Raw genomic sequence first — 25,040 nt, 5'->3', positions numbered from 1 at the left:
ACCACGGTGCGGACCGGGACGCGGGTGGCGGTGTCGGGAGACGGAAGAGAGGAGGGGCCGGGGGCGGTGCCGGTCCGCGGGGGTGCCGCGGGGCGCCGGGCGGAGGAAGGGTCGCGGTGCGAGGCGTGCGCGGGTGATGGTCGAGGTTCGAGGTCCGAAGGGGGATGGCCGCGGGGCCCGGAGTGCGCGCTGTCCCGGGCCCCGCGGTTCGTCGGTCAGCCCCGGGGCACGTGCCTCGGGTTGCTCGTCGTGCTCTCGTGGTGCAGTCGGTCCAGGGCGGTCACGTAGTAGGTCACACCATCGCCGCCGGGCGCGGTGAAGACCGTCTCGCCCCCGTCCCCGGCCGCGCGCACCGTGCCGACCATGGCGCGCGCGTCCTGCACCTCGCACGGGACCTCCTGCCGTCCGGGTGCGCCCTCCAGCGCGTAGACCGCGTAGTAGGCGGGCCTGCCGCCGCGTCCGGGGCGGATGGTCAGCTCGGTGCCGCCGTCGGCCCGCGCGGCGGCGGTGACCACCGGCGGTGCGGGAGCGGCCCCGCCCAGGTCCTCCTTGACCGGGATCAGGGCGGGGTGGGAGTAGTGCTGTTCGACCACGACATCCATGGCGTCCCTGGCGTTGGTGCGCAGCGAGTTCGCGCTGAAGTAGACGTCCCCGTCCACGCCCGGGTACTCGCGGTTGAGGTCCAGGTGCCGGGAGAGTTCGTCCGGGTCGGACCAGGCGCCCGCGTTGCCGACCTTGTAGGCGGCCTGGCCGATGTAGAGGTGTACGCGGGTGCCCTCGGTGACCTGCTCCCACCAGGGGACGAGCACCGCGTAGTCGGCCACGGGCAGGCCGATCTCCCAGTAGACCTGCGGGTTGATGTAGTCCACCCAGCCCTCGCGCACCCACCTGCGGCTGTCGGCGTAGATCTGGCTGTAGGACTCGAACCCGCCGGTGTCGGAGCCGTTCGGGTCGCTGGTGTCGTTGCGCCAGATTCCGAACGGGCTGATGCCGAACTTCACGTGCGGCTTGGCGGTGTGCACCGCCTCGTCCATCTCCTGGACCATGCGGTTGACGTTGTCGCGCCGCCAGTCCCCGATGTCGCCGAACTCTCCGCCGTACTCGGCGAACGTGTCCTGGTCGGGCACCGTCTCGCCCGCCACCGGGTAGGGGTAGAAGTAGTCGTCGAAGTGGACGCCGTCCAGGTCGTAGTTCTCGACCGCGTGCATCATCGCCTCGACGACGAACGCGCGCACCTCGGGGATGCCCGGGTCGTAGTAGAGCTTGCCGCCGTAGGCGAACACCCAGTCCGGGTTGACCCGCGCCGGGTGGTCGGCCACCAGGCGCGAGGGGTCGTCGTGCATGGCCACCCGGTAGGGGTTGAACCAGCCGTGGAACTCCAGGTTGCGGGCGTGCGCCTCCTCGACCGCGAACGCCAGCGGGTCGTAGCCGGGGTCGGTGCCCTGCGTGCCGGTGAGCCACTCCGACCAGGGCTCGTGCGGGGAGGGCCAGAACGCGTCGGCGGTCGGCCGGATCTGCACGAACACGGCGTTGAGCCCGTCGGCCTCGGCCCGGTCGTACAGGTCGATCAGCTCGGCCTTCTGCTGCTCGGGCGAGAGCCCCTGCTCGCTGGGCCAGTCGATGTTGACCACCGAGGAGATCCACTCGGCGCGCATCTGCCGCTTGGGCGGCGCCTGCGGATCGACCGCGCACGGCTCGGCGGAGGTGTTCGTCGCCGGGACGGCCGGAGCGGCGGCCGCCGCGTGCGGCGCGTGGAGCAGCGACGCGGTGAGCGCTGCGGCCAGGGCTACGGCTCGGGAGGCACGGCCCGCCCCCCGGGCGGGCGGGTGAGCGGGACGGTTCCGGTGCGGTTTCGCCAACGTGGGCTCCTTCCGGCTTCTGTCGTGCGGACAGCGAGCAGCCGGAAGGGACGCGCTCCGGTGCGGTCACCGCGCGCGGCGTCCGGGTCTGCCCTAGGAGAAAACCTTCATGATTTGCCGGGAAGATGCAAGACTCCTACGTCAGGTTGATACCGATGTGTCGCGCGAGCCGGGGGTAGGCGCCTGGCCCGGAGTCCCGGGGCGCCTCGTCGCCCCGGTCCGGTCCCAGCCACAGGAGCTGAGGAGACCACGAGCTACTTCAATCATTCGGGTGAGGTGGCCGCGGTGCGATGGAAGAAGGGGGTTGGTTAGGGTGCTCTGGTGAGCGTCTTTCAGGAGTCTCGGCAGAAAAGATCTTCCAAGACACTGCGGAATCGGTGGACGGCTTCCTTTGGTGTCTCCGTAAGCTTTCTCATGGGGCTTTTTTGGCTTGGCGGTGTAACGCAAGCCCTCGGGTCCGAGAGTGGAGTTTATCGGTGGGAGTGGTTCTTCTATTCGATATTCTACCCTACTGCTTATTGGTTCTTTCTGAAGGTTTCATACTTCACTCATATTGAACTGCGGGATGATGCTGTTGTTGTTAAGAACTTCCTGGTGAAGCATGTCATCCCTGCTCGACTCGTTTCTAGGGTTCTTTGGGAGGGGGGTGTAGATATTGTTCTTAAGGATGGGACTAAGTGGTGGTGTCTCAATCTGGGGGGATCTCTGGTCGGTCAGCTCGCTGGCTATCCTACAAACCGGAGGTGCGCCAGGGAGATCGAGAATTTCGTGGAAAGAAGTAAGGCTGAACCTGTGACTGTGGAGGGTTCTGGCGTCGTGACTTCACTGCACCTCAATCTGTCTTTCCTTGCTTGTGCATCACTTGCTTCCCTGATCCTTTTTTATCTCCTGAGTCTCGGGTACTAGCTTTGCTGGCTTCTCTCTGTCTTCCTGTCTCTTCTGGCTTGGCTGAAGATACGACCTGAGACGCCCGTACTGGGTCGGGGCAGGCGGGGTAGAGGACCGGTGACCGTGCTCGGCCCTTCGGGAGTGGCTGAGAGTGGAGGGAGTGCCGTGTTCGTCTTCTTCAGCAACCGGCTGGGCTGTGTCATGTCGCTGGTGGTCTCGGTAGCGCTGACCGCCCTGCTTCTGTTCATCCTCAACTCGCTGGGGTGAGGCGGGAGGCGGACGAGGCGGCTGGGATGCCTGCTCCCTGGGAACAGCGACGCCCGGCCGTGGTCCTCGGGGGAGGCGGCCGGGCGTGGGTGGTTCCAGGTGTCAGCGCGAGAGGGCGGTTCTCAGGAAGCCGCTCCACTCGGCGGCGGGAAAGGGGAGATACCCGGCGCCGGGGTGCTTGGAGTCGCGGACGGCGGCGCCGCAGGGGAGGTCGGCTACCTCAACGCAGTCCTCAGCGGCACCGCTGTGAGTGCTCTTCCGGAAGCCTGCGGGGATGTGGGCGACCTCTACACAGTTCTGGTTCTGGGCGCTGTAGCTGCTTTTCCGGAACTTGAGGATCATGCCTGCTCACCCTCCATGGATGCTCGCAGACTGGCGATGAACTGCGCGGATGCGGTCACCGACAGTGCAGAGCCCTGTACGTTGCTGAATGTCAGGTTATAGCGTTCGATGTCGCTCAGCTGTTCCAGGTACAGGTCATCAGAAGGTGTGCCGACGTAGATGATGGGAGAGTCCCTGGCCTCGGGAAACTCCATGATGGTGAAGGACCCAGCCATGCCCAGGTGAGCACCACTCGAAAAAGGTAGAACCTGGATGTCGATGTTGTGCCGCAACGCCAGATTCTCAAGGTGCTCCAACTGCTCAACCATGATCGTCGGGGTACCGACGCTTCTGCGTAGGGCGCCCTCGTCGATGACCGCTGTCATATGAGGTGCTTTGACCCGTGACAGGATCTGCTGACGGGCGAGCCGAGCTTCCACTTTGCGAGCGATGTCAGGGTCGTCTGTCGCACGCCCTCCTCTGAAGACCTCCGCTGCGTAGTCCGGTGTCTGAAACAGACCAGGGAGCACCTGGGCTTCGTAGGTCCGTAGGGCGGATGCCTCGGCTTCGAAATCGGGAAGGGCACGCTCGCTGAAGACGTCCTTGTAACGGGACCACCAGCCCTTCTCCTTGGACTCACGCGATAGCTGGTGCAGTCCTGCACGACCCTCTTCATCAAGGTTGTAGAGGTCGGCCAGGGCATCCAGGTCCCGAGCGCGGGTACGCCGGGACTCTGCGGTCTCGATCTTGCCGATGGTCGCGCGCGGCACGCCTGACCTCTTGGCGGCGTCATCGAGCGTGAAGCCGTGCTCTTCACGCAGGCGCCGCAGCTCGAAGCCGAGACGCCTGCGACGGATGGTGGGGCTGTAGGGCCGTTGCATGGGACCAACCTAGCAAAAGCTACCGCGAATCTCAGTTCATGGTTGACAACTGAGATTCGCGGTTCCAATATGGGGATGTAGCCAGTGACCGATGGATCACGGAGGGTTCATGTCGGTCAGGCTACGCCCTGCCTGTTCCGCGCATCACGGCATCCGTGAGACTCCTCCAACGGGCACCACGAAACCCCTGCTCACGCCAAGGAGTGTGTTCGTCATGCCCGCGAAAGCCCACGCCCCGATGCCCGTGCCCGCGCTGGGAGAAGCCACGGTCCCGCTGGCCAGCTTCATCCGGCCGGTCCACCGCCACTACTTCACCCGGCAGCCCGAGCGGCCCAACTACCGCATGCGCCGCTACGACTTCGCCGGAACCCCGGCGGTGATGCCGCTGGTCCGCGCGTTCCTGGACACCTGCGCCGCCGAACGGGACACCGACTACCGCTACCTGTTCACGCTGCTGGGATCGGAGCTGGCCAACAACTCGATCCGCCACAGCCTCTCCGGCCGACCCGGCGGCAGCTACACCCTCCTCGTCCACCGCCACCGCACCGGGCTGCACCTGGCCTGTCGCGACCGGGGCGGCCTGCGTGACAAGGACTCCCGCCTGGAGCCCAAGAAGAACGGCCTGAACCTGGACGCCGAATCTGGCCGGGGCCTGGCCATGGTCAACACCTTCGCCACCGCCTGGGGCGACAACGGCAACGCGCACTACCGCACGGTGTGGTTCTCACTGGCCTACGACCTCACCGGAAGCCGCTGGAACACCCACACCGACGACTGACATGCCGCCGACATGAGACGGGCCCAGGAAAGCGTTGCAGCGCTTCTCCCGGGCCCTGAACCCCCGGAAACCAAACAGCTCATATGTAAGGAAAGAGGATCTGATGCAGAACCCTATCCCCTCGCCCCGCCGTTCGGACGGCGTTCGACCGATGCCCCGACTCTTCCCGCCACTCCCGCGCCGCACCCCGCTCGTCGGCCCGGTCTGCCCGCACTGTGCGCACCCCTCCTGCCGCGTCCGCCGCGCTCAGCGCCTGCCCCGTCTGGGCGGCCACCGCTCCGAGTTCTCCCGCGAGCACGCCCAGGCCGCCGCGATCCAGAAGCGCCACCGCCACCTGATCGTCTACTACGGCGAGGCCACCCAGTCCTTCTGGGTGGTCACCCCCACCGGACTCCTCGAAGCCGCGAACGCTGACGCCCTCCTCCTGGCCCTGTGGCCGCACAACGCCCCGTTCATGCCGCCCGCCCTGGCCGTGGAGGCCCTCACCCCCGTAACGGCCTGACCGGCCCCTCCCACCTCGGGCCGGAACCGCCGCCAGCGGTTCCGGCCCGCCCGTGACTCAGCGGTGGTTCCCGCCGGAGCGACCACGGCCGGACAACCGCCTACTCCTGCTGGTGGGGCATCCGGATGTTGTACTGGCGCATCTTGCGGTAGACGGTCGCCCTCCCCATCCCCAGCTCGGCGGCGGCCCCGACGACGGTCGCGCCCGGAGCGGTCAGGCAACGGACGATCTCGTCGCGTTCCACGGCCTGGATGCGGCTCAGGCGGCGCCCGCCGTTGCTGCGGAAGACCTCGGCGGGCAGGTGGTGGACGTCGACCACGTCCGCGCGCAGCGCCGCGTCGCACACCGCCCGCTTCAGCTCGGTGACGTTGCCCGGCCAGTGGTAGTCGGTGAGCGCGCGGGAGGCCGCGGGGGTGAGGCCGATCGCCCGTCCCCGGGCCCCCTGCGCGAAGTGCCGCGCGAGCGGCAGCACGTCCTCCGGGCGGCGGCGCAGGGCGGGGGCCTCGACCACCGTGTCCACCAGCTCCCGCAGCGCTTCGGGGAGCGCGTCGAAGCTCCGTCCCGTGACCACGAAGGGCTGGGGGCGCCCGCCCGCGCGCCGCGCCCCGGCCAGCAGCCGGGCCAGCTCGCTCGCGCCCCATGCCGGAAGCGCCTCCACCCCGGACACGATCACGCACGTGTCGTCCTTGGCCAGCTCGGGGGTCCAGAGTGTGAGCCAGGAGTCCACGTCCTCCGGGGCTGGCGGACGGGCGTTGAGCACCCTCTCCCGTGCGCTGACCTGCCGCCGCGCGAGCGAGGCCAGGGAGGTCCGGCCCGAACCCGGCTCGCCCACGACCGCCAGCGTCCGCCCGCCCACCGCCTCGCGGGCCTCGGCGACGGCGCCGCGCCAGAGCCGCGACGCGCAGGCGTCGGCCTGTCCACCGCCGGCGGCGCGGAAGCGGAACACCGCGCCCCTGGGCGCGGGCTGGACCCGGCGTCCCGTGCCCCGGGCGAGCATGAGCGCGGACGTGCTCTGCGCGGCGGACTGGGCCAGTGCCAGCAGCAGGGCCGAGGAGGACTCCGACCAGGTGGTCAGGTTGACGCTGCCGACCAGCGTGCCGTCCGCCGGGTCCAGGACCGGAGCGGCGGCGCAGGTGTACCCGCGCAGCCCCGTGCAGTAGTGCTCCTCCGCCCTGACCAGCGACGGCGCGCGGTCGGCCAGGGCCAGCCCGAGGCCGTTGGTGCCCGCGTCGCGTTCGGCGTAGGAGAACCCGGGCGCGAGGTGGACCCGGTCCAGCGAGTGCAGGATCGCCGCGTCGTTGGCGAGCCTGCTCAGGACCAGCCCCTCGCTGTCGGTGATCATCAGGCTCACCGGTTCGTTGGCGATGGTCCGCTGGATGCCCCGCAGGACCTCGTTGCCGCACTCGTAGAACAGCGACCCGGTGTCCACGGAACCGGTGAAGGCGGGCTCCACCCGTTCGGCGGAGACGCCGTAGTGCTCGCTGCGCCGCCACGAGGCGCGCAGCCGCGGGGCTTTCGCCGGTGTCCGTCCGGCGGTGTCGGTGGGTGCGTGTCTGGGCGGTGAACACGTCCGGTCGTGCACGTCGGCCTCCAGGGGTTCTGCGGCCGCGAACTGGACGGACGGTCGGTACATCCGCCCGGGCCGCGTGACGGCCAGGTTACTCGTCCGTGTCCCGGAGGCCTCGGAGCGGCTGTCTCAAACTGAGACACGCGACACAGGCCGGAGTTGCGTACGTCTCCCTAGTCTTCCAGCGAAACGGCCGACTCGACCCGGCCTCGTGGGAGGAAGCATGTACAGCAAGGACGGCGAGAACTACTTCGTCGTGGACGCGCACGTCGCCCTGTGGGACGCGCGTCCCGAGAACCAGCTCAACATCCACGGCAAGCAGTTCATCGACTGCTTCTACGACTACCACCGCAACCTCGGCCCGGAGTCGGAGCTGTGGCCGTACGAGGACTTCCTCTACTACGGCGGCGAGCGCCTGATGCGCGACCTGTTCACCGACGGCTACGTCGACCACGCCATCTTCCAGCCCGCCCACCTGGGCGCCTTCTACCGCAACGGGTTCGGGCAGGCCGAGGAGGCCTTCGCGCTCACCCAGGCCCACCCCGACAAGCTCACCTACAACCACTGCTGGGACCCGCGCTTCGAGGAGGAGGGACTGGAGTGGCTGCGCCGCGACGCCGAGCGGTTCGGGCTCCAGGGGGTCAAGCTCTACACCGCCGAGTGGAAGGAGGGCTCGCGCGGGTACAAGCTGGACGACCCGTGGACCTACCGCTACCTGGAGACCTGCCAGGAGCTCGGCATCCGCAACATCCACGTCCACAAGGGGCCCACGATCCGGCCGCTGGACCGCGACGCCTTCGACGTGGCCGACGTGGACCACGCGGCGACCGACTTCCCCGACCTCAACTTCGTGGTGGAGCACTGCGGGCTGCCCCGCCTGGAGGACTTCTGCTGGATCGCCACCCAGGAGCCCAACGTGCACGCGGGCCTGGCCGTGGCGATCCCCTTCATCCACACGCGGCCGCGCTACTTCGCGCAGATCCTCGGCGAGCTGCTGTACTGGCTGGACGAGGACCGCATCCAGTTCTCCAGCGACTACGCCCTGTGGACCCCGCGCTGGCTGGTGGAGAAGTTCGTGGACTTCCAGATCCCCGAGGACATGACCGAGTACGCGCCGGTCACCGTGGACCAGAAGAAGAAGATCCTCGGGCTCAACGCGGCCGCGATGTACGGCATCGAGGTGCCCGAGGGGCTGGGTCTGGCCGCCGACGCCAAGGCGGTGGCCTGACATGCGCCCGCCCGGACACGCCGAACTGGAGCGCCCGCTCCCCGAACCCGGACAGCCACGCCCCGGACAGCCCCGACCCGGAGAGCACGGGCACGGGCGTCCCGAGCGCCCGGCCCCGGAACGCACGGAGACCGCGCACACGGTCCCCGAACCCGGGACTCCGGAGGACGCGGAGCTGGAGCGGGCGGCGCTGCGGGCGCTGGACGCGGTGTACGACCCCGAGCTGGACGAGCCCGTCACCGACCTCGGCTTCGTCCGCTCGGTCAGGGCCGACGGCGGCGCGCTCACCGTCCACCTGCGGCTGCCCACCTCGTTCTGCGCGCCCAACTTCGCCTACCTCATGGCCTCCGACGCCAAGGACGTGCTCACCGACCTGCCCGGTGTACGGGAGGTCGCGGTCCTCCTCGACGACCACCACGACTCGGACAGGATCAACCGCGGCCTGGCCGCGGACGCGGGCTACCGCGGCACGTTCGGGGACGAGGCCCGCGAGGACCTGGAGGAGCTGCGGCTGGTCTTCCGTCGCAAGGCCCACGCCGCCGCGATGGAGCGCGCGCTGACCCTGCTGCTGCGCGCGGACCCCGGCCTGGCCGAGGAGGACCTGCACGACCTCACCCTCGCCGACCTGCCCGACGACCGGGCCGGGCGGGCGCTGCTGCGGCGACGCGCGGCGCTCGGGCTGGACGACGACCCGACCGCGCGCGTGCTCGTGGACGACCACGGCGACCCCTTCCCCCGTGAGGAGGTTCCGCTGCGGCTGAGGTTCGCCCGCTCCACCCGGATCTCCATCGAGGGCAACTCGCACTTCTGCCGCGGGCTGCTGCGCACCCGCTACCCCGGGTCGGAGGCCGACCAGGCCCCGCCCGCCCACACACTTCCGCTCACCGTTCAAGCGAGGCAGTCATGAAGGCAGTCCAGGTCGTCGGCTACGGCCAGAACCTGCGCATGGAGGAGGTGTCCGCCCCGGAGGTCACCGGCCCCTTCGACGTCATCGTCAGGATCGGCGGCGCCGGAGTGTGCCGCACCGACATCCACATCCTGGAGGGGCAGTGGGCGCAGAAGTCCGGTGTCACCCTGCCCTACACGATCGGCCACGAGAACGCGGGCTGGGTGCACGCCGTGGGCAGCGGCGTCACCAACGTCTCCGAGGGCGACAAGGTCATCGTGCACCCGCTGATCACCTGCGGCCTGTGCCGGGCCTGCCGCTCCGGTGACGACGTCCACTGCGAGAACAACCTCTTCCCCGGCATCGACACGGCCGGGGGCTACGCCGAGTACCTCAAGACCTCCGCGCGCAGCGTGGTGCGCATCGACGATTCCCTCGAACCCTCCGACGTGGCCGCGCTCGCCGACGCCGGGCTGACCGCCTACCACGCCGCGGCCAAGGCCGCGCGTCGTCTGCGCCCCGGCGACCGCTGCGCGGTGATCGGCGCAGGGGGCCTCGGGCACATCGGCATCCAGGTGCTCAAGGCGATCACCGCGGCCGAGATCATCGCGGTGGACCGCAACGCCGACGCGGTCGCCCTGGCCACCTCGATCGGCGCCGACCGCGGGGTGGTCGCGGACGGCACGCAGGTCGAGCAGGTCCTCGAACTCACCGGCGGCCACGGCGCCGAGGTGGTCATCGACTTCGTGGGCGAGGGCGGGGCGACCTCGGACGGGGTGCGGTTCCTGCGCCGCGCCGGGGACTACCACGTCGTCGGGTACGGCGAGAACATCGACGTGCCGACGATCGACGTCATCTCGGCGGAGATCAACTTCGTCGGCAACCTCGTCGGCTCCTACAACGACCTGTGCGAGCTGATGGTGCTGGCGGCGCGGGGACACGTGCGGCTGCACACCAGCAAGTACCCGCTCGACCGCTTCCAGGACGCGCTGGACGACCTCGACGCCGGGCGTATCCGGGGCCGCGCGATCCTCGTCCCTTAGAGGGACCTCCGACCACGCCGGGAGGGAGCGCCCGGCCGGGCCCGCGGGTTCGGCCGGGCGCGCGGCGGCACGCCGGATCCGTCCGAGGTGAGGGGCGGTCCGCGTCGAGGGGACGGACCCGTCTCCGCCGGAGGGCGGAAGGGGAGGCCCGGCGTGCCCGCCGTGCCCGTTCGCGTGCTGCCGGGACGTGACGCCGGTGCGCGGCGGGGTGTCCCGGCACGGGGGGCGCCCCGGTCGCGAGCGGGAGCGTCCCGGCACGGGCGGTGCGTCCCGGTCGCGGGCGGCGGCCCGGCACAGGCGGGTGCTGCCCCGGCCGTGCGGCGGGTGCATCCCGGTGCGGCGGTCCGCTCGGTGGGGGCCTTGGTCGGAAAGCGCTTGCCTTGTAACGTGGGTCACCCCCGCTGTTCAAGGAGGCGTGCCCATGGGGATCCCCCCGCGTTCCGTCCGAAGAACGAGTCCGCTGCTCGCGGGCGTATGCGCCCTGGTGATGGCCGGAAGCTCCACCGCGCTGGCCGAACCGGGAGGAGGCTCCGGCATTCAGCTCGAACGGCTGGATCGCGGCCTGGTCGCGGTCGGCACCCCGGAAGGCGTTTTCCTGAGCTGGCGCCTGCTGGCCTCCGAGGTCGGCGGGCACACCGACACCGGGCTCCGGGGTCCGCAGTTCCGGGTGTACCGGGACGGCCGGGTCGTCGCGATGGTGCGCGACAGCACCAACTTCCTGGACGAGGAGGGGAGCGCCGACTCCGAGTACCGGGTGGTCCCCGTCCCCCGGGGAAGGCCCGGCGTCGGCCCCGAGGGCGAGGCCGCCGTGTGGGCCGAGGGGCACCACGACCTGCCGCTCCAGAGGCCCGAGGGCGGCGCGACCCCGGCGGGGGAGGAGTACGGCTACACCGCCAACGACGTCAGCGTCGGCGACGTGGACGGCGACGGGCGGTACGAGTTCGTCGTCAAGTGGGACCCCACCAACTCCAAGGACGTCTCCCAGCGCGGCTACACCGGCCCGACGTACGTGGACACCTACACGCTGGACGGCGAGCTGCTGCACCGCATCGACCTGGGCGTCAACATCCGGTCGGGCGCGCACTACACGCAGTTCGTCGTCTACGACCTCGACGGCAACGGCCGTTCGGAGATCATGCTCAAGACCGCTCCGGGCACCCGGACGCTGACCTTCGACGGGGCCGGGGAGGCCTCCGGGGAGCACATCACCCTGCCGGAGGAGGACGTCGAGGCCGGGGTCGGGCACGGCGACGACTACCGGATGAGCGCCGAGGACTACCGCGAGCACGTCGTGGCCGTGTTCCGGGGCTGGCACGAGCACCCCGAGGTGGTGGCCGGCAACTGGCCCGCCACCCTGGAGGAGGCCTTCGGCGGGGAACCCCGTTACGACTACCCCCTGAGCGAGGCGGACGCCGGGGCCCTCGCGGACCTCTTCCTCGACGAGTACGCGCCCTCGCGCAGCGCGCGCAACGAGCTGCGCGAGTTCGAGGGCTTCGTCGTGGACGGCCCCGAGTACCTGACGGTGTTCGACGGCGAGACCGGCGCGGAACTGGACACCGTCCGCTACGAACCGGGCCGGGGCGACGACGGCCTGATGTGGGGCGACTACGCGATGGCGCGCATCGAGCCGGGCAACCGGGTGGACCGGCTGCTGTCCGGCGTGGCCTACCTGGACGGCACCCGCCCGTCGGCGGTGTTCGCCCGGGGCTACTACACGCGTTCGGCGGTGGCCGCCTACGACTTCGACGGAGAGGACATCAGCACACGCTGGATCGCGGACAGCGGGCACGTGCCGATGGACAACCCGTTCGACGCCTCCCCGCACGGCGGCCGGGGCTCCGATCCCGACACGGGCACGCTCGCGGGACAGGGCTTCCACTCCTTCGGCGTGGCCGACGTGGACGCCGACGGGCGCCAGGAGATCGTCTACGGCTCCGCGACCCTGGACGACGACGGGTCGCTGCTGTACTCCTCGCACGCCGAGGGCCCGCCCGGGAGTGCCATCGAGGGCCAGACGACCAAGCTCGGGCACGGCGACGCGATGCACGTGGGCGACCTCGACCCGGAGCGCGAGGGCCTGGAGGTCTGGACCGTGCACGAGGGCGGTGCGAGCGCGCCGTACGGGTTCGCGATGCGCGACGCCGCCACCGGCGAGGTGCTGTTCGGCGGGTACACGGGCACCGACACCGGCCGGGGCATGGTCGGCGACGTCGATCCGGACGTCCCCGGCCTGGAGGCGTGGTCCTCGATGCCGCCCGGCGGCGGGACCGAGGCGGGCCTGTGGAGCGCGGACGGGGAGTTCCTGGGGGACCGCACCCCCGGGACGAACATGAGCATCCGCTGGTCCGCCGACATGACCACGCAGATCGTCGAGGGGACCGAGGACTCGAGGATCGAGGACTGGCGGCGCGGCACCCTGCTCACCGCCGAGGGCACGCTCACCAACAACGGGACGAAGGGCAACCCCGCCCTGGTCGCGGACGTGCTCGGCGACTGGCGCGAGGAACTGGTCCTGCGCACGGAGGACAGCGGCGCGCTGCGGATCCTCACCAGCACCGAGGTGACCGGACACCGGCTGCACACCCTCATGCACGACCCGCAGTACCGGGTGGACGTGGCCCGGCAGCAGACCGGCTACAACCAGCCCGCGTACCCGTCCTTCCACCTGGGCGCGGACACCGACTGGGCGCGGGTGGAGGTGCCCGACGCCGTCTACCCGGAGTAGGAGGCGGGAGCGCGCAGAGGCGTCGGGGCCCCGGGCCGGGAGCGGCACACCCCAGGCCCGGGGCCCCGTGCGGCCGGTGTCACCACGACACCGGCCGGCCGTCCGGGTGGAAGTCGTGTCTGCGCAGCGTGCTCGTGCGGTCGCGTCGGCCGAAGCCCTGCAACCCGAACCAGACCACGCCCCAGAGCAGGCCCAGACCGGTGATGTTCTCCCAGGCCTTGGGCAGCAGGCCCATCGTGTGCCCGGTGCCCCAGGGGTCCACCCCCGCGGCCAGGGGGGACAGGAGGACGACGGGCACCAGCAGGGCCGCCAGGCTCCAGCCGATCCTCCGCGCGGCGTAGCCCCTGCCGGTGACGTCGTCGCGCACCCACATGCGGTGGCGGTAGGGGACCCGGGTGCCCAGGAAGCGGTAGCGCGCCCAGGCGCCCGGGGGCGGCCGCTCACGCAGGCGGGTGCGCAGGCCCGCGACCGCCAGCCCCCGGAGTTCGGCCCGGTCCACCGCGTCACTGCCGGGGGCCCGCAGGTCCAGCGCGGTGGCCACGATCTCCTCGCCGTGGCGCTCGCGGTAGTGGCGGGGGTACCAGCGCAGCGCCCGCCGGAGCCGCTCCTCGTAGGCGTCCATGGATCACGCTCCTTCCGTCCGCGGTCTCGGCCCCGGGTTCAGGAGCCGCTGGGCGAGGTCGGCCAGCCGGGTCATGCGCTCGGTCTCCCGGACCAGGGCCGCGTGCCCCTGGCCGGTGAGCCGGTAGTAGCGCCGGTTGCGGCCCCGCACGACCTCCTCGCCGGACACCTCCACCAGGCCGCCGTCGGCCAGGCGGTCCAGCGCGCCGTACAGGGTTCCGGCGCCGAGCGAGACGTCGCCGTCGGAGAGCCGGCGCACGGCCGAGATGATCCCGTACCCGTGCATCGGCTCCTCGGCGAGGGCCAGGAGCACGAGGTAGGTCTGCTCTCTCATCTTCATGAACGATATATATCAGTCAACGATATATAGAGACAAGGGGGTACTGCGGAAACCCAACGGCACCGATGGAGCGTCCGGACACCGCACGGAACGCGGGAGGCGGCGGGCGGACCGCCGCCTCCTACCGGACGGCGGGTCCGGCCTCCGGCGGGTCGGTCCGGGACCGGGCGCCCAACTGGACCGACAGTTCGGCCGCCGCCTCCCGGACGGCCGCGATGAGGCCGACCAGGCCGGATCCCCGGAAGTGCGTCGCGGGTCCGCCCAGACTCACCGTGGCGGCGAGCCCTCCCGAGGAGTCGAAGACGGGGGCGGCCACGGCGCCCACGTCGTCCAGGAAGTCCTCGTCGCTGACGGTGTAGCCCTCGGACGCGATCCGTTCCAGGTGCGTGCGCAGGGAGTGCCCGTCGGTCAGGGTGTGCGCGGTGAAGCTCCGCAACGGTCCGGACAGCCACCGTTCCCGCAGCTCGCTGGAGAAGGCCAGCATCGTCATCGGCCCCGCCGCGGCGTGGAAGGGCAGCACGCTGCCGACGGTGATCTTCTTGATCGTCAGCGGCCCCGAGCCCTCGACCAGGTCGATGCAGACCGCGCCGTCCTCCGAGGGCACCATCAGGTAGGCCGTGTGGCCCGAGCGCGCGGCCAGGCCGCGCAGCAGGGGAGCGGCCTCGTCGCGCAGGTTGAGCTCGGCGAGCGCGGTCGACCCCACGGCGAACAGCCGCATGTTGACCTTGTAGGCGCCGTCCGCGCGCTGACTGACCCAGCCGACCTGGACCAGCGTGGCCAGCAGCCGGTGCACCGTGGTCTTGTTCAGCCCGGTCTCCTCGGCCAGCTCACCCAGGGTGAGCGCGTGCCGCTCGTGGGTGAAGCACTCCAGGAGCCGACAGGCGCGGAGCACCGAGTTGACCACGCCCTTGGGTCCAACGGCCGGTTCACCGTCGATCGTCGCCACCGAAGGGGACCTCCTCGCACGTTCGGCCGTCGGTGTCAGGGTAGCGGCCGGACCGCGGCCTGACCGACGCCGTGGACCCGGCTCCGGTGGGCGCGGCCCCGCCGTCCGCCTCAGCTCTCACGGCCGTACACCGAGCGCATCCTCTTCTTGTCGAACTTGCCCACGCTGGTCTTGGGGACCTCCTCCACCGTCACGAACCGGTCGGGGAGCTGCCAGCGCGCGAACCCCTGCCCCAGGAAGCCCCGCAGCTCGTCCGGGGGGATCTCCCCGCCGTCCGTGCTGGACAGGACCGCGACGGGCCGCTCTCCCCAGGTGGGATCGGGGACCGCGATGACGGCCGCCTCCCGCACCCGCGGGTGGGCGCACAGCCTGTTCTCCAGGTCCACCGAGGAGATCCACTCCCCGCCGGACTTGACCATGTCCTTGGCGCGGTCGACCAGGGTCACGTACCCCCGCGCGTCGACGGTGACCATGTCCCCGGTGCGCAGCCAGCGGCGCCCGTCGGGGGAGGAGTCGAAGGACGCGCCGTCGTCCTGCTCGGGGGCGTGGTAGCGGTCCACGACGAAGGGGCCGCTGATCTCCAGCTCCCCCACGGAGGAGCCGTCCCGGGGGACTTCTCCTCCGGCGGCCCTCGACCGGACCGCCAGGCCGGGCAGGGGGCGGCCCTGCGTGCGGCGGGCCGCCGCACGCGCCGCCTCGTCGGCGGTGCACGGTTCCACGGCGACCAGCCCGACCGGTGAGCACTCGGTCATGCCCCACGCGTGGACGGGGCGGACCCCGAGGCCGTTGAGCGCGTCGAGCAGGCTCTCGGACGCGGAGGAGCCGCCGATGACGACCCGGTCCAGGGTCGCCAGCGCGTCGGCGGGCACCCGGCCCTCCTCCACCGCCCGGACCAGGGAGGACCACACGGTGGGCACACCGGCGGCGAACGTCGCCCGGGTGTCGCGCACGAATCCGGCGAGGCTGAGCGGGTCCAGGTGGCGGCCGGGAAGGGCCAGGCCGGCGCCCGACACCAGGGCCGCGTAGGGCAGATTCCACGAGTTGGCGTGGAACATCGGCACGACCGGCAGGACCACGTCGTGGTGGCCGATGGCGAACGCGTCGGTCGTGCACAGGGTGAGCGCGTGCAGGTAGACCGACCGGTGGCTGTAGACCACCGCCTTGGGGCGGCCGGTGGTGCCCGACGTGTAGCACACGCCCGCCGCCTCGTTCTCGTCCCGGGGACGCCACCAGCTGCGCGGTTCGGGGGCCGCGGGGAGTTCCAGTCGGCTCACGCGCGCTCCGCCCTGGGCGGCGGGGAGTTCGGGGGCCTCGCCCATGACGAGGACGTGCTCGACGGTGTCGGGGAGGTCGACGGTGGACCAGGCCTCCCACAGGGACCCGTCCACGAGCACCGCGCGGTCGCCGGCGTGCCCGATCGTGTAGGCGATCTCGTCGGCGCTGAGGCGGACGTTCACGGTGTGCATGACCATGCCCGATCCGGGGATCGCGACGTAGGCGCGCATGTGGTCCAGGGTGTTCCAGGCGTAGGTCGCGACCCGGTCGCCGGGGCGGAGCCCGAGGTCGGTCAGGACCTGCGCGAGTCCGCGGGCCCCGGCGAACAGCTCGGCGTAGTCCAGCGTGCGGACGCCGTCCGGTTCCCCGGCGGCGACCTTCCGGTCGGCGAAGGTCGTCTCGGCCCGGTCGAAGACCTGGTGCAGCCCCAGCGGTTCGGCCTGCATCACGGAGATCATCGCGGTTCACTCTCCCGTTCTGTGCGAAACGTGTTCCGTGCGGTGTGGACCCGGGGCCACCCGTGCACGGACCGCCCGGTCGGTATGTTGGCGTTCCAGCACGTAGACCCGTCGGGTGTCGGCTGAGTTACGTACCGAAGTGATCCTTGACACAGGATCATACGCCTCTTTAGCCTCCTTTTGAAACGCGTTCCGCTATACGAAAGGCAGGCGGTATGGAATCCCAGCGACTACGCGAGCTGATGGACGCGGGAGTGGTCTACGCGCCGGGGGTCTGGGACGGACTCACCGCGCGCCTGGCCGAACAGGCCGGGTTCCCGGCCCTGTGCGCCTCGGGCTTCGCCGTCTCCGCCTCCCTCGGCTACCCGGACGCCGAGCTGTACACGATGTCGGAGAACCTCGACGCGACCCGCCGCATCCGCGAGGCGAGCGGCCTCCCGCTGATCGCCGACATCGACACCGGGTACGGCAACGCGGTCAACGCGGCGCGGGCGGGCCGCCGTTTCCGCGACGCCGGTGCCGCCGCCGTCTTCATGGAGGACCAGGAGTCGCCCAAGCGCTGCCCCCTCTGCGTCGGCGACCCGGTGCCCCTGGTCCCGCTCGACGAGGGGGCCGGGAAGGTGCGCGCCGTCAAGGACGCCGTCGGCGAGGACGTCCTCGTCATCGCGCGCACCGACGCCCGGGGTGACGAGGCGCTGCGCCGGGCGCAGGCCTACGTCGGGGCCGGAGCCGACATGATCATGCCGGTCACCAGGACCTTCTCCACCGTCGACGAGTGGGCGAAGTGCCGGGAGGCGGCCGGGGTCCCCCTCGTCGCCACGCTCACCGCCTCGACCTGGACCGAGCGCGAGTTCACCCCCCGGGTTCTGGAGGAGGTCGGTGTCGCGCTCGCCCTCCTACCCACCCAGGTGCTGATGGCGGCGACGGGCGCCATGCGCCAGGCCCTGGGCAGGCTGGCCGGGGGAGAGCCCCCCGCCCAGGTCAGCGCCGACGCGCTCCAGCACCACGAGTTCGTCGACCTGATCGGCTTCGCCGAGGTCGAGGCCGCGCAGCGGGCCTACCTGCCCGCCGCACAGGGGGGCGAGTGAGCATGGGCCTGACCATCACCGAGAAGATCCTCGGCCGGGCCGCCGGGGGGACCCCGGTCCGCGCCCGCGACAACCGCGCGTTCCGGCCCGACCACATGATCGCCTACGACTTCCCCGGCTACACCGACGTGATGTTCCGGCAGATGCACGACGACTTCGGCATCACGGAACTGGCCGACCCGGAGCGCTACCTGGTCTTCATCGACCACATGCTCACACGGGGCAGCGCCAAGGAGGCCGAGGTCCACAAGGTCACCCGCGACTGGTGCGACTTCTACGGGATCACCCTGCACGAGGCCGAGGGGATCGGCCACCAGGTCGCCGCCGAACTCGGATACGCCCTCCCCGGCCGGTTCCTCATCCACTTCGACGGCCACATCAGCGGCCTGGGGGCCTTCGGGGCGCTCGGATGGGGGGTGCGGCGCGACCTCCTGGAAGCATGGGTCACCGGCCGGATCTTCCTGGACGTGCCGGAGTCGGTGCGCTTCGAGCTCACCGGGGCCTTCCCCGAGGGCGTGGACAACCGCGACCTCGTCCACACCATCATCGCCCGGCTCGGCGCCGACGGCTGCGCCCACCAGGTCATGGAGTTCACCGGCCCCGGCGCGCGCTCGATGAGCATCGACCGCAGGCAGGGCCTGTGCGGGATGGCGATGTTCACCGGCGCGGTGTCGGCGATCTTCAACCCGGACGAACTCTCCCTGGACTACGCCCGCAGGGTCTCCGACACCGTTCCCGAGCCGCTGTACAGCGACCCCGACGCGGTCTACGCCGGTGTGCACGAGATCGACCTCTCGCGGCTGGAGCCGCAGGTCGTGCTGCCGGGGTCGGCCCGGGGCCAGAACACGCTCGGGATCTCGGAGCTGGAGGGAACCCCCGTCACCAAGGCGTTCATCGGCTCCTGCGCCAGCGGGAGGCTGGAGGACATCCGGGCCGCCGCCGGGGTGCTGCGGGGCCGCAGGGTCGCCGACGGCGTGCAGCTCAACGTCGTCCCGACCTCGGCCGCGATCCACCGCCAGGCCGAGGCGGAGGGGCTGCTGGACGTGCTGCGCGACGCGGGAGCCGCCGTGGCCGAGTCCAGCTGCGACTTCTGCTTCGGTTACCAGAAGCCCCTGGAGGCCGGGGAGAACTGCGTGTCCACGGGCGTGCTCAACATCTCCGGGCGCATGGGCAGCACCGACGCCAACATCTACATGGGCTCCGCCTACACCGTCGCCGCCAGCGCCGTGACCGGGCGGATCTGCGACGTGCGGGAGGTGACCGGGTCATGAGCCCGCTGCCGCCGCCCGACGTCATCAGCGGCCGCGTCGCCTGGATCTTCGGGGACGACTTCGACGTCGACCTCATCATCGGCGTGGAGAACATCAAGTACTACGACCCCGACGTGCTGCGGAGCGTGTGCATGCGGCACTACGACCCCGCGTTCGTGGACGAGGTGCGCCCCGGCGACGTCGTCGTCGGGGGCCGCAACTTCGGCTACGGGCACCCGCACTACCCCCCGCTCGTCGCGCTGCGCAACCTGGGCGTGTCGGCCGTGATCGCCGAGTCCTTCTCACCCGGCTTCTGGCGCGGGGAGACCTACAACGGCATGCCGCTGCTGACCGTCCCCGGCATCAGCCGCGCCGTTCACCGGTGGGACCGCGTCGAGGTCGACTGGCGGCGCCCGTCCGTACGCCTTCCCGACCGGGACGCCGAGCTGACCGGAAACCCGCTCACCGAGCGCGTGGTCAAGGTCATCGAGGCGGGGGGAAGCCTGAACCTGCTCCTGTCCGAGCACCGCTCGACACACGCCGCGGACTGACCGGCCGGGTCAGGACCGCCCCACCGCCACACGGGAGCGCCGGACCGGCGCCCCGCCCCGCCGCCCCGCCCACGGGGAGGCGTCCTTCCCCGCGGGCCCCGACCGGCGCCCACGATCCGTCCTCACCAGGAGGCATCGCCTTGTCCGCTCCAGACAGCGCCGGGAGCTCCCCGGCACCGACCCCCGTCGGCGCGCCAGTGCGCGACCGGCGCACCGCGCTGCGAGCCGCGGTCGCCGGTGGGGTGGGGACCCTGATCGAGTACTACGCGTTCAGCGTCTACGGGTTCCTGACCGTGGTTATCGCCCCGCTGTTCTTCCCCAGCTCCAACCCCGCCACCTCGGTGCTGGCCACCCTGGCCGTGTTCGGGTCCGGCTACCTCATGCGTCCGCTCGGCGGGATCTTCTTCGGCCGCCTCGGGGACCGGACCGGACGCAAGGTCGCGCTGGTCTCCACCGTCGTCAGCATGGGCGTGTGCTGCGCCGTGATGGGCATGCTGCCCACCTACCCGCAGGCCGGGATCATCGCCCCGATCCTGCTGGTGGTCGTGCGCATGGCCGAGGGCTTCTCCGCCGGAGGCGAGGTGGGCGGGTCGGCCACCTACATCGCGGAGTCCTCCCCGGCCGGCATGCGCGGCTTCTTCGGCGCGTTCACCCCGACCGGTTCCACGCTCGGCTTCGCGGTCGCGGCCGCCGTGACCGGCGCGGTCGTCGGACTCCTCGCCCCCGAGCAGATGACGGCCTGGGGATGGCGCATCCCGTTCCTGCTCTGCGTCCCGCTGACCCTGCTGTGCCTGTGGGCGCGGCTGAAGCTGGAGGACACCCCCGACTTCAGGGAGATGGAGACCAAGGCGGAGGTGGCCCGCAGCCCCTTCACCGACGTGCTGCGGCGCAACCCGGGCGCCGTCCTCAAGGTCGTCGGCCTGGCCGTCGCCACCAACGGCACGGGGTACGTCGGGCTGACGTACATGAACGTGTACCTGATCAACGACCTGGGCCACGACTCCCAGGACGTGTACTGGCTCTCGGCCGCCGTGATCGCCGCGGCCTGCGCGTGCATGCCGTTCCTGGGCCTGCTCACCGACCGCTTCGGACGCCTGAGGGTGCTCACCGCGGGGTGCGTCGGGTACGTCCTCCTGGCCTACCCCATCCTCCTCGTGATGTCGCAGGCCTCGGGGCTGCTGGTCGTCGGACTGATGTACCTGGTGTTCATGGTCCTCAACGCGGCGCTCCAGGTTCCGGCGTTCCCGCTGTTCACCGAGCTCTTCCCGAGGGCCGTGCGCTACACCGGAGTCGCCCTGGGATTCAACATCGGTACCATCGTCGCCGGTGGGACGGCCCCCTACATCGCGGCCCAGCTGGTCGCCTCGACGGGCGACCCGGTGTCCCCGGCGTACTGGGTGATGGGGGTGGCGATGGTCGGTCTGGTCACGGCGTTCACCGTCCGTTCCACCCGCGCCGGAGAACTCCCGGCCTGAACCCGGCTCCGGCCCGGCCCGTCGGCCGCCGGGCCGGAGCCCCCGTGCCGCCCGGCCCGGTCGCGGGCCGTCGCGCACGGCGCCCGGGACGGAACCAGCCAGAGGGCGCCTCCCCGCGCCGACAGCGGCGGCGGCCGGGATCGGCACACAGACCCTCAGTCCGAGGGCGCGTCCCCGCCTTCGTCCCCGCGTTCGTCCCCGCCGCCGTGCCCGAAGGCGGGCAGGCCGCGGGCCGCGGTGGTCAGCGCGGTGCGCAGCAGCGGCCCCACGCCCTCCGAGCGAACGCCGCGCCCGTCGTCCTCCAGGCGCGCCCGCTCCTCGGCGGCCAGGCGCAGCGCCGAGTTGAGGGCGGCCGCCTGGACGCGGACGGGCAGGCTGTCGGCGGACTCGCCGGTGCGGTCGGCGATGATCTGGGCGAAGACGGACTCGGCGGCGTGGTGCACCTCCAGCCACACCGCCATGAGCGCCGGTTCGGTGCGGGTCATCCGGATGAGGTCCGCGACGGGTCCCTCCACGACCTGCGGCTCGCCGTCGAAGAACCGCTCCCGCTCCAGGTACTCCAGGAGGGGGACCCCGGGAGGGCAGGCGCGCAGGCGTTCGGCCATGTGCTCCAGGCCCGTCGTCAGCAGCGGCCGGACGCAGCTCTCCTTGCTGGGGAAGTAGCGCCACAGCGTCCTGGTGGAGATGCCGAGCGCGTGCGCGATGTCGTCGCCCGTGGTGCCCGACACCCCGTTCTCGGTGAACAGCCGTACGGCCGCGTGCGCGATCTCCATGCGCACGATCTCCCTGCGCCGCTCGGTCATGGGCGGGCGGCCCCGACCCGAGGGTGTGCGGGGCGTCTTCGCGGACGGTGTTCCCGGCACGACCGTCCCCCTCCCGTGTCCGAGGCGTCTGGGCGGGTCCACTTTACTAACGCCCGGACCAGGCGGAACAATATTTGTCTCTGAGCGACAAAAAGTCCTACAGTGACAGCAGCGGCCGCCGTGGCCGCCACCAGCGGCAACGAGAGGGCTTCCCATGACCGGCCTGGGCCTGAAGGACAAGAACGTCATCGTCACCGGAGGCGGCTCCGGCATCGGCCGCGCGAGCGCGCTGCGCTTCGCCGAGGAGGGCGCCGGGGTCCTGATCGCCGACCTCAACGCCGACACCGCGCGGGAGGCGGCCGAGGAGATCCGCGCGGCCGGGGGCACCGCCGAGACCGTGACCGGCGACCTCAGCCGTCAGGAGGTCGTGGACGAGGTCGTCGCCACGGCCGTCGAACGCCTCGGCGGTGTCGACGTCCTGGTCAACAACGCCGGGATCATGGACGACATGTCCGCCACCGCCGACGTCACCGACGCGGTCTGGGAGCGGCTCCTGCGCGTGAACCTGACCGCGCCCTTCCTGCTCACCCGCGCCGTCCTGCCGCACATGGTCGAGCGGGGAGCCGGATCGGTCGTCTTCACCGCCTCGGAGGCCTCCCTGCGCGGCAGCGCCGCCGGGGCCGCCTACACCGCCTCCAAGCACGGCGTGGTCGGCCTGGTCAAGTCCACCGCGGTCATGTACCGCGACAAGGGGATCAGGGTCAACGCCGTCGCCCCGGGCGGCACCGCCACCTCGATCACCGTCGACGTCGCCTCCGCGCCCCACGGCCCGACCACCCTCGGCACCTTCATGTCCAACATGGGCCGCGTGGCCCGGGCCGAGGAGCTGGCCGCCGCCGTCGTCTTCCTGGCCTCCGACGCGGCGAGCAGCATCAGCGGCGCGGTGCTGCCGGTGGACAACGGCTGGTCGGCCGTCTGAGGAGGCGACCGCGCGCGGACCCGGCCCCGGGTCCGCGGCGGCGGGCGCCGCGTGCGTTCGAGCGCGTACGCCCCACTTCTTAAGTCAGTCGCTTGACTCAACACCGCGACGGGCGTTCACTGTACGTGTACGTACCGATGACGCAGAGGAGTGAGGGCTGTGGGTGCCGACGGAACCGAACGGCTGATGGACTACCCGATCCCCGGCCCCGAGGCGCTGGAGCCGCCCGCCGAGTGGGCCGAGCTGAGGCAGCGGTGCCCCGTCGCCGGGGTGCGGCTGCCCAGCGGCGACCGGGCGGAGGTGGTCACCCGCTACGAGGACGTCAGGCGGGTGCTCTCCGACCCCCGCTTCACCCGGCGGCTCGACGCCGAGGACGCGGCCCGGGTCTCGGCCGACGCGACGGGCGGCGTGTTCAACAGCGACCTCGCCTCGGCGGTCCCCGACAGCGGGGAGGAGCACCGGCAGTGGCGGCGGCTGGTCGGCAAGTGGTTCACCGCCAGGCGCATGAACGCGCTGCGGCCCGGAATCGAGGCCATGGCCGACCGGCTCGTCGACGGCATGGTGGAGCGCGGACACCCGGCGGACCTCCGGGCAGACCTGGGCTTCCCCCTGCCGGTGTGGGTCATCTGCGACATGCTCGGCGTGCCCGACTCCGACCGCGACCGCTTCTCGCACTGGTCGGACGCGCTGCTCAACCTCACCCGCTACACCCAGGAGGAGATGGACCGGGCCCAGGCCGAGTTCCTCGCATACATGAGCGGCCACGTCGAGGCCAAGCGGGCGGAGCCGCGCGAGGACCTGATCAGCTCCCTGATCACCGAGACCGCCGAGGCCGGGTACGACCTGCCCACCTCCGCGCTGGTCGCCACCAGCATGGGCCTGCTGGTCGCCGGGCACGAGACCACCGCCAACATGATCGGCAAGATGGTGGCGATGCTGCTGGACGACCGCAGCCGCTGGGAGAGGCTGCTGGCCGACCGGACGCTGGTGCGCTCCGCAGTGGAGGAGGCGCTGCGCTTCGACGCCAACTCCGGGCTCGGCCTGCCGCGCTACATCACCGAGGAGACCGAGATCGGCGGCGCCACCGTCCCGGCCGGGACCACCGTCATGTGCAGCATGGGCGCGGCCAACCGGGACGAGAGCGCGTTCGAGAACGCGGACGAGATGGACCTGGGGCGCGTGCCCAACCCGCACCTGGGCTTCGGCGCCGGGGCGCACTCGTGCCTGGGGCAGGCGCTGGCCCGCACCGAACTCCAGGCCGTGCTCGACGTGCTGCTGCGCAGGCTCCCCACACTGGAGCTGGCCGTCCCGGCGGCGGAACTGCGGCGGCTGGACGGCCTGGTCGTGGGCGGGCTGCGCGAGGTCCCGGTCCGGTGGTGACCGTGCCACGGACGCGGACCGATCGGGCCGGTGCCACGCGGGAGCTGATCCTGTCCACCGCCGAGCGCCTGTTCGCCGAACACGGCCTGTTCGCGGTGTCCAACCGCGGCATCAGCACGGCCGCGGGACAGGGCAACAACACCGCGGTCGGCTACCACTTCGGCACCAAGACCGACCTCGTGCGCGCGATCGTGCGCACGCACACCGACCGGCTCGAACCGCTGTGGGCGCGGGCGGTCGAGGAGGCGGGAGACCCGGCCGGGACGGGCGACTGGATCGCCTGCCTGGTCCGGCCGGTGACCCGGCACCTGGCGCACCTGGGCGTTCCGAGCTGGTTCGCCCGCTTCTCCGCGCAGGTCATGACCGACCCGGGCCTGCGCGTGATCATGACCGAGGAGACGCTGACCTCGCCCCCGCTCAGGCGGGTCCTGCTCGGCCTGCGCGCCGGCCTGCCCGACCTGCCGCCGCCGGTGCGCGCCGAGCGCGAGGACATGACCCGCCACCTGATCGTGCACATGTGCGCCGAACGCGAGCGCGCGCTCGCCGAGGAGGCGGCCACGCCCCGGTGCAGCTGGGAGGACACGGCCACCGGACTGGTGGACGCGCTCACGGGGATCTGGCTCGCCCCCGTGACCCCGGCCGAGGGGCGCGATCGCGCCGCGAAGACGAAGGAGGAGCGACCATGAGGGTGTCCGTCGACCAGGACTGGTGCTGCGGCGCCGGTCAGTGCGTGCTGCTCGCCCCGGAGGTGTTCGACCAGCGTGAGGAGGACGGCATCGTCGAACTGCTCACCGAACGGCCGCCGGAGAACCTGTACCCGGCCGTGCGCGAGGCGGGGCAGGTGTGCCCCACCGGCGCGATCCACGTGGACGAGGAGGCCTGACCGCGCGGGGAGCTGGAGAGCGCGCCTCGCGGCCGGTCGTGACCGG

Annotated in this window: 25 protein-coding genes; 16 read left to right on the top strand and 9 right to left on the bottom strand. The window is 71.4% G+C overall.

The features are described 5' to 3' along the window. Positions 1 to 215: 215 nt before the first annotated feature. Positions 216 to 1,859, bottom strand: a complete 1,644-nt coding sequence (locus PV789_RS22215; RefSeq protein ID WP_274974382.1) for a glycoside hydrolase family 10-like protein — start codon at positions 1,857 to 1,859, stop codon at positions 216 to 218. A 321-nt stretch (positions 1,860 to 2,180) separates the two neighbouring features. On the opposite strand from PV789_RS22215, the gene PV789_RS22210 reads away from it, so the two are divergent. After that, complete coding sequence (locus PV789_RS22210) at positions 2,181 to 2,765, top strand: hypothetical protein (RefSeq protein ID WP_274974381.1); 585 nt, start codon at positions 2,181 to 2,183, stop codon at positions 2,763 to 2,765. Between the two features lie 123 nt (positions 2,766 to 2,888). Further along, complete coding sequence (locus PV789_RS22205) at positions 2,889 to 3,014, top strand: hypothetical protein (RefSeq protein WP_272954287.1); 126 nt, start codon at positions 2,889 to 2,891, stop codon at positions 3,012 to 3,014. Positions 3,015 to 3,116: 102 nt separating this feature from the next. Here the strand turns inward: PV789_RS22205 and PV789_RS22200 are convergent, their stop codons facing one another. After that, on the bottom strand, positions 3,117 to 3,356 hold the full coding sequence (locus PV789_RS22200) for a DUF397 domain-containing protein (protein WP_274974380.1): 240 nt from the start codon (positions 3,354 to 3,356) through the stop codon (positions 3,117 to 3,119). Then, a complete protein-coding gene (locus PV789_RS22195) occupies positions 3,353 to 4,216 on the bottom strand; it encodes a helix-turn-helix domain-containing protein (protein WP_013154508.1) in 864 nt (287 codons plus the stop codon). The genes PV789_RS22200 and PV789_RS22195 overlap by 4 nt, the downstream gene beginning before the upstream one ends. 214 nt (positions 4,217 to 4,430) lie before the next feature. Here PV789_RS22195 and PV789_RS22190 point away from each other — a divergent pair, with 214 nt between their 5' ends. Both PV789_RS22190 and PV789_RS22185 read left to right on the top strand, forming a co-directional pair. Beyond that, complete coding sequence (locus tag PV789_RS22190) at positions 4,431 to 4,994, top strand: ATP-binding protein (protein WP_274974379.1); 564 nt, start codon at positions 4,431 to 4,433, stop codon at positions 4,992 to 4,994. A 103-nt stretch (positions 4,995 to 5,097) separates the two neighbouring features. Further along, positions 5,098 to 5,496 carry a hypothetical protein gene (locus tag PV789_RS22185; protein ID WP_274974378.1) on the top strand — a complete coding sequence of 133 codons (399 nt, stop codon included), beginning with the start codon at positions 5,098 to 5,100 and terminating at the stop codon, positions 5,494 to 5,496. 100 nt (positions 5,497 to 5,596) lie between these two features. Here the strand turns inward: PV789_RS22185 and PV789_RS22180 are convergent, their stop codons facing one another. Next, positions 5,597 to 7,129 (bottom strand): AAA-type ATPase lid domain-containing protein, encoded by a 1,533-nt coding sequence (locus tag PV789_RS22180; protein ID WP_274974377.1) that lies wholly within the window; start codon positions 7,127 to 7,129, stop codon positions 5,597 to 5,599. A gap of 157 nt (positions 7,130 to 7,286) precedes the next feature. Here PV789_RS22180 and PV789_RS22175 point away from each other — a divergent pair, with 157 nt between their 5' ends. From PV789_RS22175 to PV789_RS22160, 4 genes are all read left to right on the top strand, one after another. Next, complete coding sequence (locus tag PV789_RS22175) at positions 7,287 to 8,291, top strand: amidohydrolase family protein (RefSeq protein ID WP_274974376.1); 1,005 nt, start codon at positions 7,287 to 7,289, stop codon at positions 8,289 to 8,291. A 1-nt stretch (position 8,292) separates the two neighbouring features. Next, complete coding sequence (locus PV789_RS22170) at positions 8,293 to 9,198, top strand: iron-sulfur cluster assembly protein (RefSeq protein ID WP_274974375.1); 906 nt, start codon at positions 8,293 to 8,295, stop codon at positions 9,196 to 9,198. Next, positions 9,195 to 10,220, top strand: a complete 1,026-nt coding sequence (locus tag PV789_RS22165; protein ID WP_274974374.1) for an NAD(P)-dependent alcohol dehydrogenase — start codon at positions 9,195 to 9,197, stop codon at positions 10,218 to 10,220. The genes PV789_RS22170 and PV789_RS22165 overlap by 4 nt, the downstream gene beginning before the upstream one ends. A gap of 421 nt (positions 10,221 to 10,641) precedes the next feature. Further along, positions 10,642 to 12,945, top strand: a complete 2,304-nt coding sequence (locus PV789_RS22160) for a rhamnogalacturonan lyase (protein WP_274974373.1) — start codon at positions 10,642 to 10,644, stop codon at positions 12,943 to 12,945. Between the two features lie 79 nt (positions 12,946 to 13,024). Here the strand turns inward: PV789_RS22160 and PV789_RS22155 are convergent, their stop codons facing one another. From PV789_RS22155 to PV789_RS22140, 4 genes are all read right to left on the bottom strand, one after another. After that, a complete protein-coding gene (locus PV789_RS22155) occupies positions 13,025 to 13,567 on the bottom strand; it encodes a hypothetical protein (protein ID WP_274974372.1) in 543 nt (180 codons plus the stop codon). Positions 13,568 to 13,570: 3 nt separating this feature from the next. Further along, positions 13,571 to 13,906, bottom strand: coding sequence for a PadR family transcriptional regulator (locus PV789_RS22150; RefSeq protein ID WP_248771675.1), 336 nt, complete (start codon positions 13,904 to 13,906; stop codon positions 13,571 to 13,573). Positions 13,907 to 14,027: 121 nt separating this feature from the next. Then, complete coding sequence (locus PV789_RS22145) at positions 14,028 to 14,852, bottom strand: IclR family transcriptional regulator (RefSeq protein ID WP_274974371.1); 825 nt, start codon at positions 14,850 to 14,852, stop codon at positions 14,028 to 14,030. A gap of 110 nt (positions 14,853 to 14,962) precedes the next feature. Further along, positions 14,963 to 16,585 carry a long-chain-fatty-acid--CoA ligase gene (locus PV789_RS22140; protein ID WP_274974370.1) on the bottom strand — a complete coding sequence of 541 codons (1,623 nt, stop codon included), beginning with the start codon at positions 16,583 to 16,585 and terminating at the stop codon, positions 14,963 to 14,965. Between the two features lie 215 nt (positions 16,586 to 16,800). Between PV789_RS22140 and PV789_RS22135 the strand changes: the two genes are divergently transcribed. The 4 genes from PV789_RS22135 to PV789_RS22120 all read left to right on the top strand — a co-directional run bounded on the left by PV789_RS22135 (position 16,801) and on the right by PV789_RS22120 (position 20,949). Next, complete coding sequence (locus PV789_RS22135; protein ID WP_274974369.1) at positions 16,801 to 17,673, top strand: isocitrate lyase/PEP mutase family protein; 873 nt, start codon at positions 16,801 to 16,803, stop codon at positions 17,671 to 17,673. Between the two features lie 2 nt (positions 17,674 to 17,675). Continuing rightward, entirely contained in the window at positions 17,676 to 18,944 is a 1,269-nt protein-coding gene (locus PV789_RS22130) for a 3-isopropylmalate dehydratase large subunit (RefSeq protein ID WP_274978211.1), read from the top strand. After that, positions 18,941 to 19,474, top strand: coding sequence for a LeuD/DmdB family oxidoreductase small subunit (locus PV789_RS22125; RefSeq protein ID WP_274974368.1), 534 nt, complete (start codon positions 18,941 to 18,943; stop codon positions 19,472 to 19,474). Before PV789_RS22130 ends, PV789_RS22125 begins: the two co-directional genes overlap by 4 nt. Positions 19,475 to 19,614: 140 nt before the next feature. Further along, positions 19,615 to 20,949 (top strand): MFS transporter, encoded by a 1,335-nt coding sequence (locus PV789_RS22120; RefSeq protein ID WP_274974367.1) that lies wholly within the window; start codon positions 19,615 to 19,617, stop codon positions 20,947 to 20,949. A 155-nt stretch (positions 20,950 to 21,104) separates the two neighbouring features. On the opposite strand, the gene PV789_RS22115 is transcribed toward PV789_RS22120, so the two are convergent. After that, on the bottom strand, positions 21,105 to 21,752 hold the full coding sequence (locus PV789_RS22115; RefSeq protein WP_274974366.1) for a TetR/AcrR family transcriptional regulator: 648 nt from the start codon (positions 21,750 to 21,752) through the stop codon (positions 21,105 to 21,107). A 214-nt stretch (positions 21,753 to 21,966) separates the two neighbouring features. Here PV789_RS22115 and PV789_RS22110 point away from each other — a divergent pair, with 214 nt between their 5' ends. The 4 genes from PV789_RS22110 to PV789_RS22095 all read left to right on the top strand — a co-directional run bounded on the left by PV789_RS22110 (position 21,967) and on the right by PV789_RS22095 (position 24,994). Continuing rightward, a complete protein-coding gene (locus PV789_RS22110; RefSeq protein ID WP_274974365.1) occupies positions 21,967 to 22,731 on the top strand; it encodes an SDR family NAD(P)-dependent oxidoreductase in 765 nt (254 codons plus the stop codon). Positions 22,732 to 22,890: 159 nt separating this feature from the next. Further along, a complete protein-coding gene (locus PV789_RS22105; RefSeq protein WP_274974364.1) occupies positions 22,891 to 24,111 on the top strand; it encodes a cytochrome P450 in 1,221 nt (406 codons plus the stop codon). Further along, positions 24,105 to 24,797 carry a TetR/AcrR family transcriptional regulator gene (locus PV789_RS22100; RefSeq protein ID WP_274974363.1) on the top strand — a complete coding sequence of 231 codons (693 nt, stop codon included), beginning with the start codon at positions 24,105 to 24,107 and terminating at the stop codon, positions 24,795 to 24,797. The genes PV789_RS22105 and PV789_RS22100 overlap by 7 nt, the downstream gene beginning before the upstream one ends. After that, positions 24,794 to 24,994 (top strand): ferredoxin, encoded by a 201-nt coding sequence (locus PV789_RS22095; RefSeq protein WP_274974362.1) that lies wholly within the window; start codon positions 24,794 to 24,796, stop codon positions 24,992 to 24,994. The genes PV789_RS22100 and PV789_RS22095 overlap by 4 nt, the downstream gene beginning before the upstream one ends. Positions 24,995 to 25,040 lie beyond the last annotated feature (46 nt).

The sequence above is a fragment of the Nocardiopsis camelliae genome (genome assembly GCF_028993595.1).
In the GTDB taxonomy this organism is placed as follows: Bacteria; Actinomycetota; Actinomycetes; order Streptosporangiales; family Streptosporangiaceae; genus Nocardiopsis; species Nocardiopsis dassonvillei.
Note: the sequence above shows the minus strand (reverse complement) of the source record. Positions and strands in the feature narration are given on the sequence as shown.

What these genes read in the sequence shown, in the direction of transcription:
- PV789_RS22200 (WP_274974380.1), bottom strand. Translation starts at nt 3,356, where the DNA reads ATGATCCTCAAGTTCCGGAAAAGCAGCTACAGCGCCCAGAACCAGAAC.
- PV789_RS22195 (WP_013154508.1), bottom strand. Translation starts at nt 4,216, where the DNA reads ATGCAACGGCCCTACAGCCCCACCATCCGTCGCAGGCGTCTCGGCTTC.
- PV789_RS22190 (WP_274974379.1), top strand. Translation starts at nt 4,431, where the DNA reads ATGCCCGCGAAAGCCCACGCCCCGATGCCCGTGCCCGCGCTGGGAGAA.
- PV789_RS22185 (WP_274974378.1), top strand. Translation starts at nt 5,098, where the DNA reads ATGCAGAACCCTATCCCCTCGCCCCGCCGTTCGGACGGCGTTCGACCG.
- PV789_RS22180 (WP_274974377.1), bottom strand. Translation starts at nt 7,129, where the DNA reads ATGTACCGACCGTCCGTCCAGTTCGCGGCCGCAGAACCCCTGGAGGCC.
- PV789_RS22175 (WP_274974376.1), top strand. Translation starts at nt 7,287, where the DNA reads ATGTACAGCAAGGACGGCGAGAACTACTTCGTCGTGGACGCGCACGTC.
- PV789_RS22170 (WP_274974375.1), top strand. Translation starts at nt 8,293, where the DNA reads ATGCGCCCGCCCGGACACGCCGAACTGGAGCGCCCGCTCCCCGAACCC.
- PV789_RS22165 (WP_274974374.1), top strand. Translation starts at nt 9,195, where the DNA reads ATGAAGGCAGTCCAGGTCGTCGGCTACGGCCAGAACCTGCGCATGGAG.
- PV789_RS22160 (WP_274974373.1), top strand. Translation starts at nt 10,642, where the DNA reads ATGGGGATCCCCCCGCGTTCCGTCCGAAGAACGAGTCCGCTGCTCGCG.
- PV789_RS22155 (WP_274974372.1), bottom strand. Translation starts at nt 13,567, where the DNA reads ATGGACGCCTACGAGGAGCGGCTCCGGCGGGCGCTGCGCTGGTACCCC.
- PV789_RS22150 (WP_248771675.1), bottom strand. Translation starts at nt 13,906, where the DNA reads ATGAAGATGAGAGAGCAGACCTACCTCGTGCTCCTGGCCCTCGCCGAG.
- PV789_RS22140 (WP_274974370.1), bottom strand. Translation starts at nt 16,585, where the DNA reads ATGATCTCCGTGATGCAGGCCGAACCGCTGGGGCTGCACCAGGTCTTC.
- PV789_RS22135 (WP_274974369.1), top strand. Translation starts at nt 16,801, where the DNA reads ATGGAATCCCAGCGACTACGCGAGCTGATGGACGCGGGAGTGGTCTAC.
- PV789_RS22130 (WP_274978211.1), top strand. Translation starts at nt 17,676, where the DNA reads ATGGGCCTGACCATCACCGAGAAGATCCTCGGCCGGGCCGCCGGGGGG.
- PV789_RS22125 (WP_274974368.1), top strand. Translation starts at nt 18,941, where the DNA reads ATGAGCCCGCTGCCGCCGCCCGACGTCATCAGCGGCCGCGTCGCCTGG.
- PV789_RS22115 (WP_274974366.1), bottom strand. Translation starts at nt 21,752, where the DNA reads ATGACCGAGCGGCGCAGGGAGATCGTGCGCATGGAGATCGCGCACGCG.
- PV789_RS22110 (WP_274974365.1), top strand. Translation starts at nt 21,967, where the DNA reads ATGACCGGCCTGGGCCTGAAGGACAAGAACGTCATCGTCACCGGAGGC.
- PV789_RS22095 (WP_274974362.1), top strand. Translation starts at nt 24,794, where the DNA reads ATGAGGGTGTCCGTCGACCAGGACTGGTGCTGCGGCGCCGGTCAGTGC.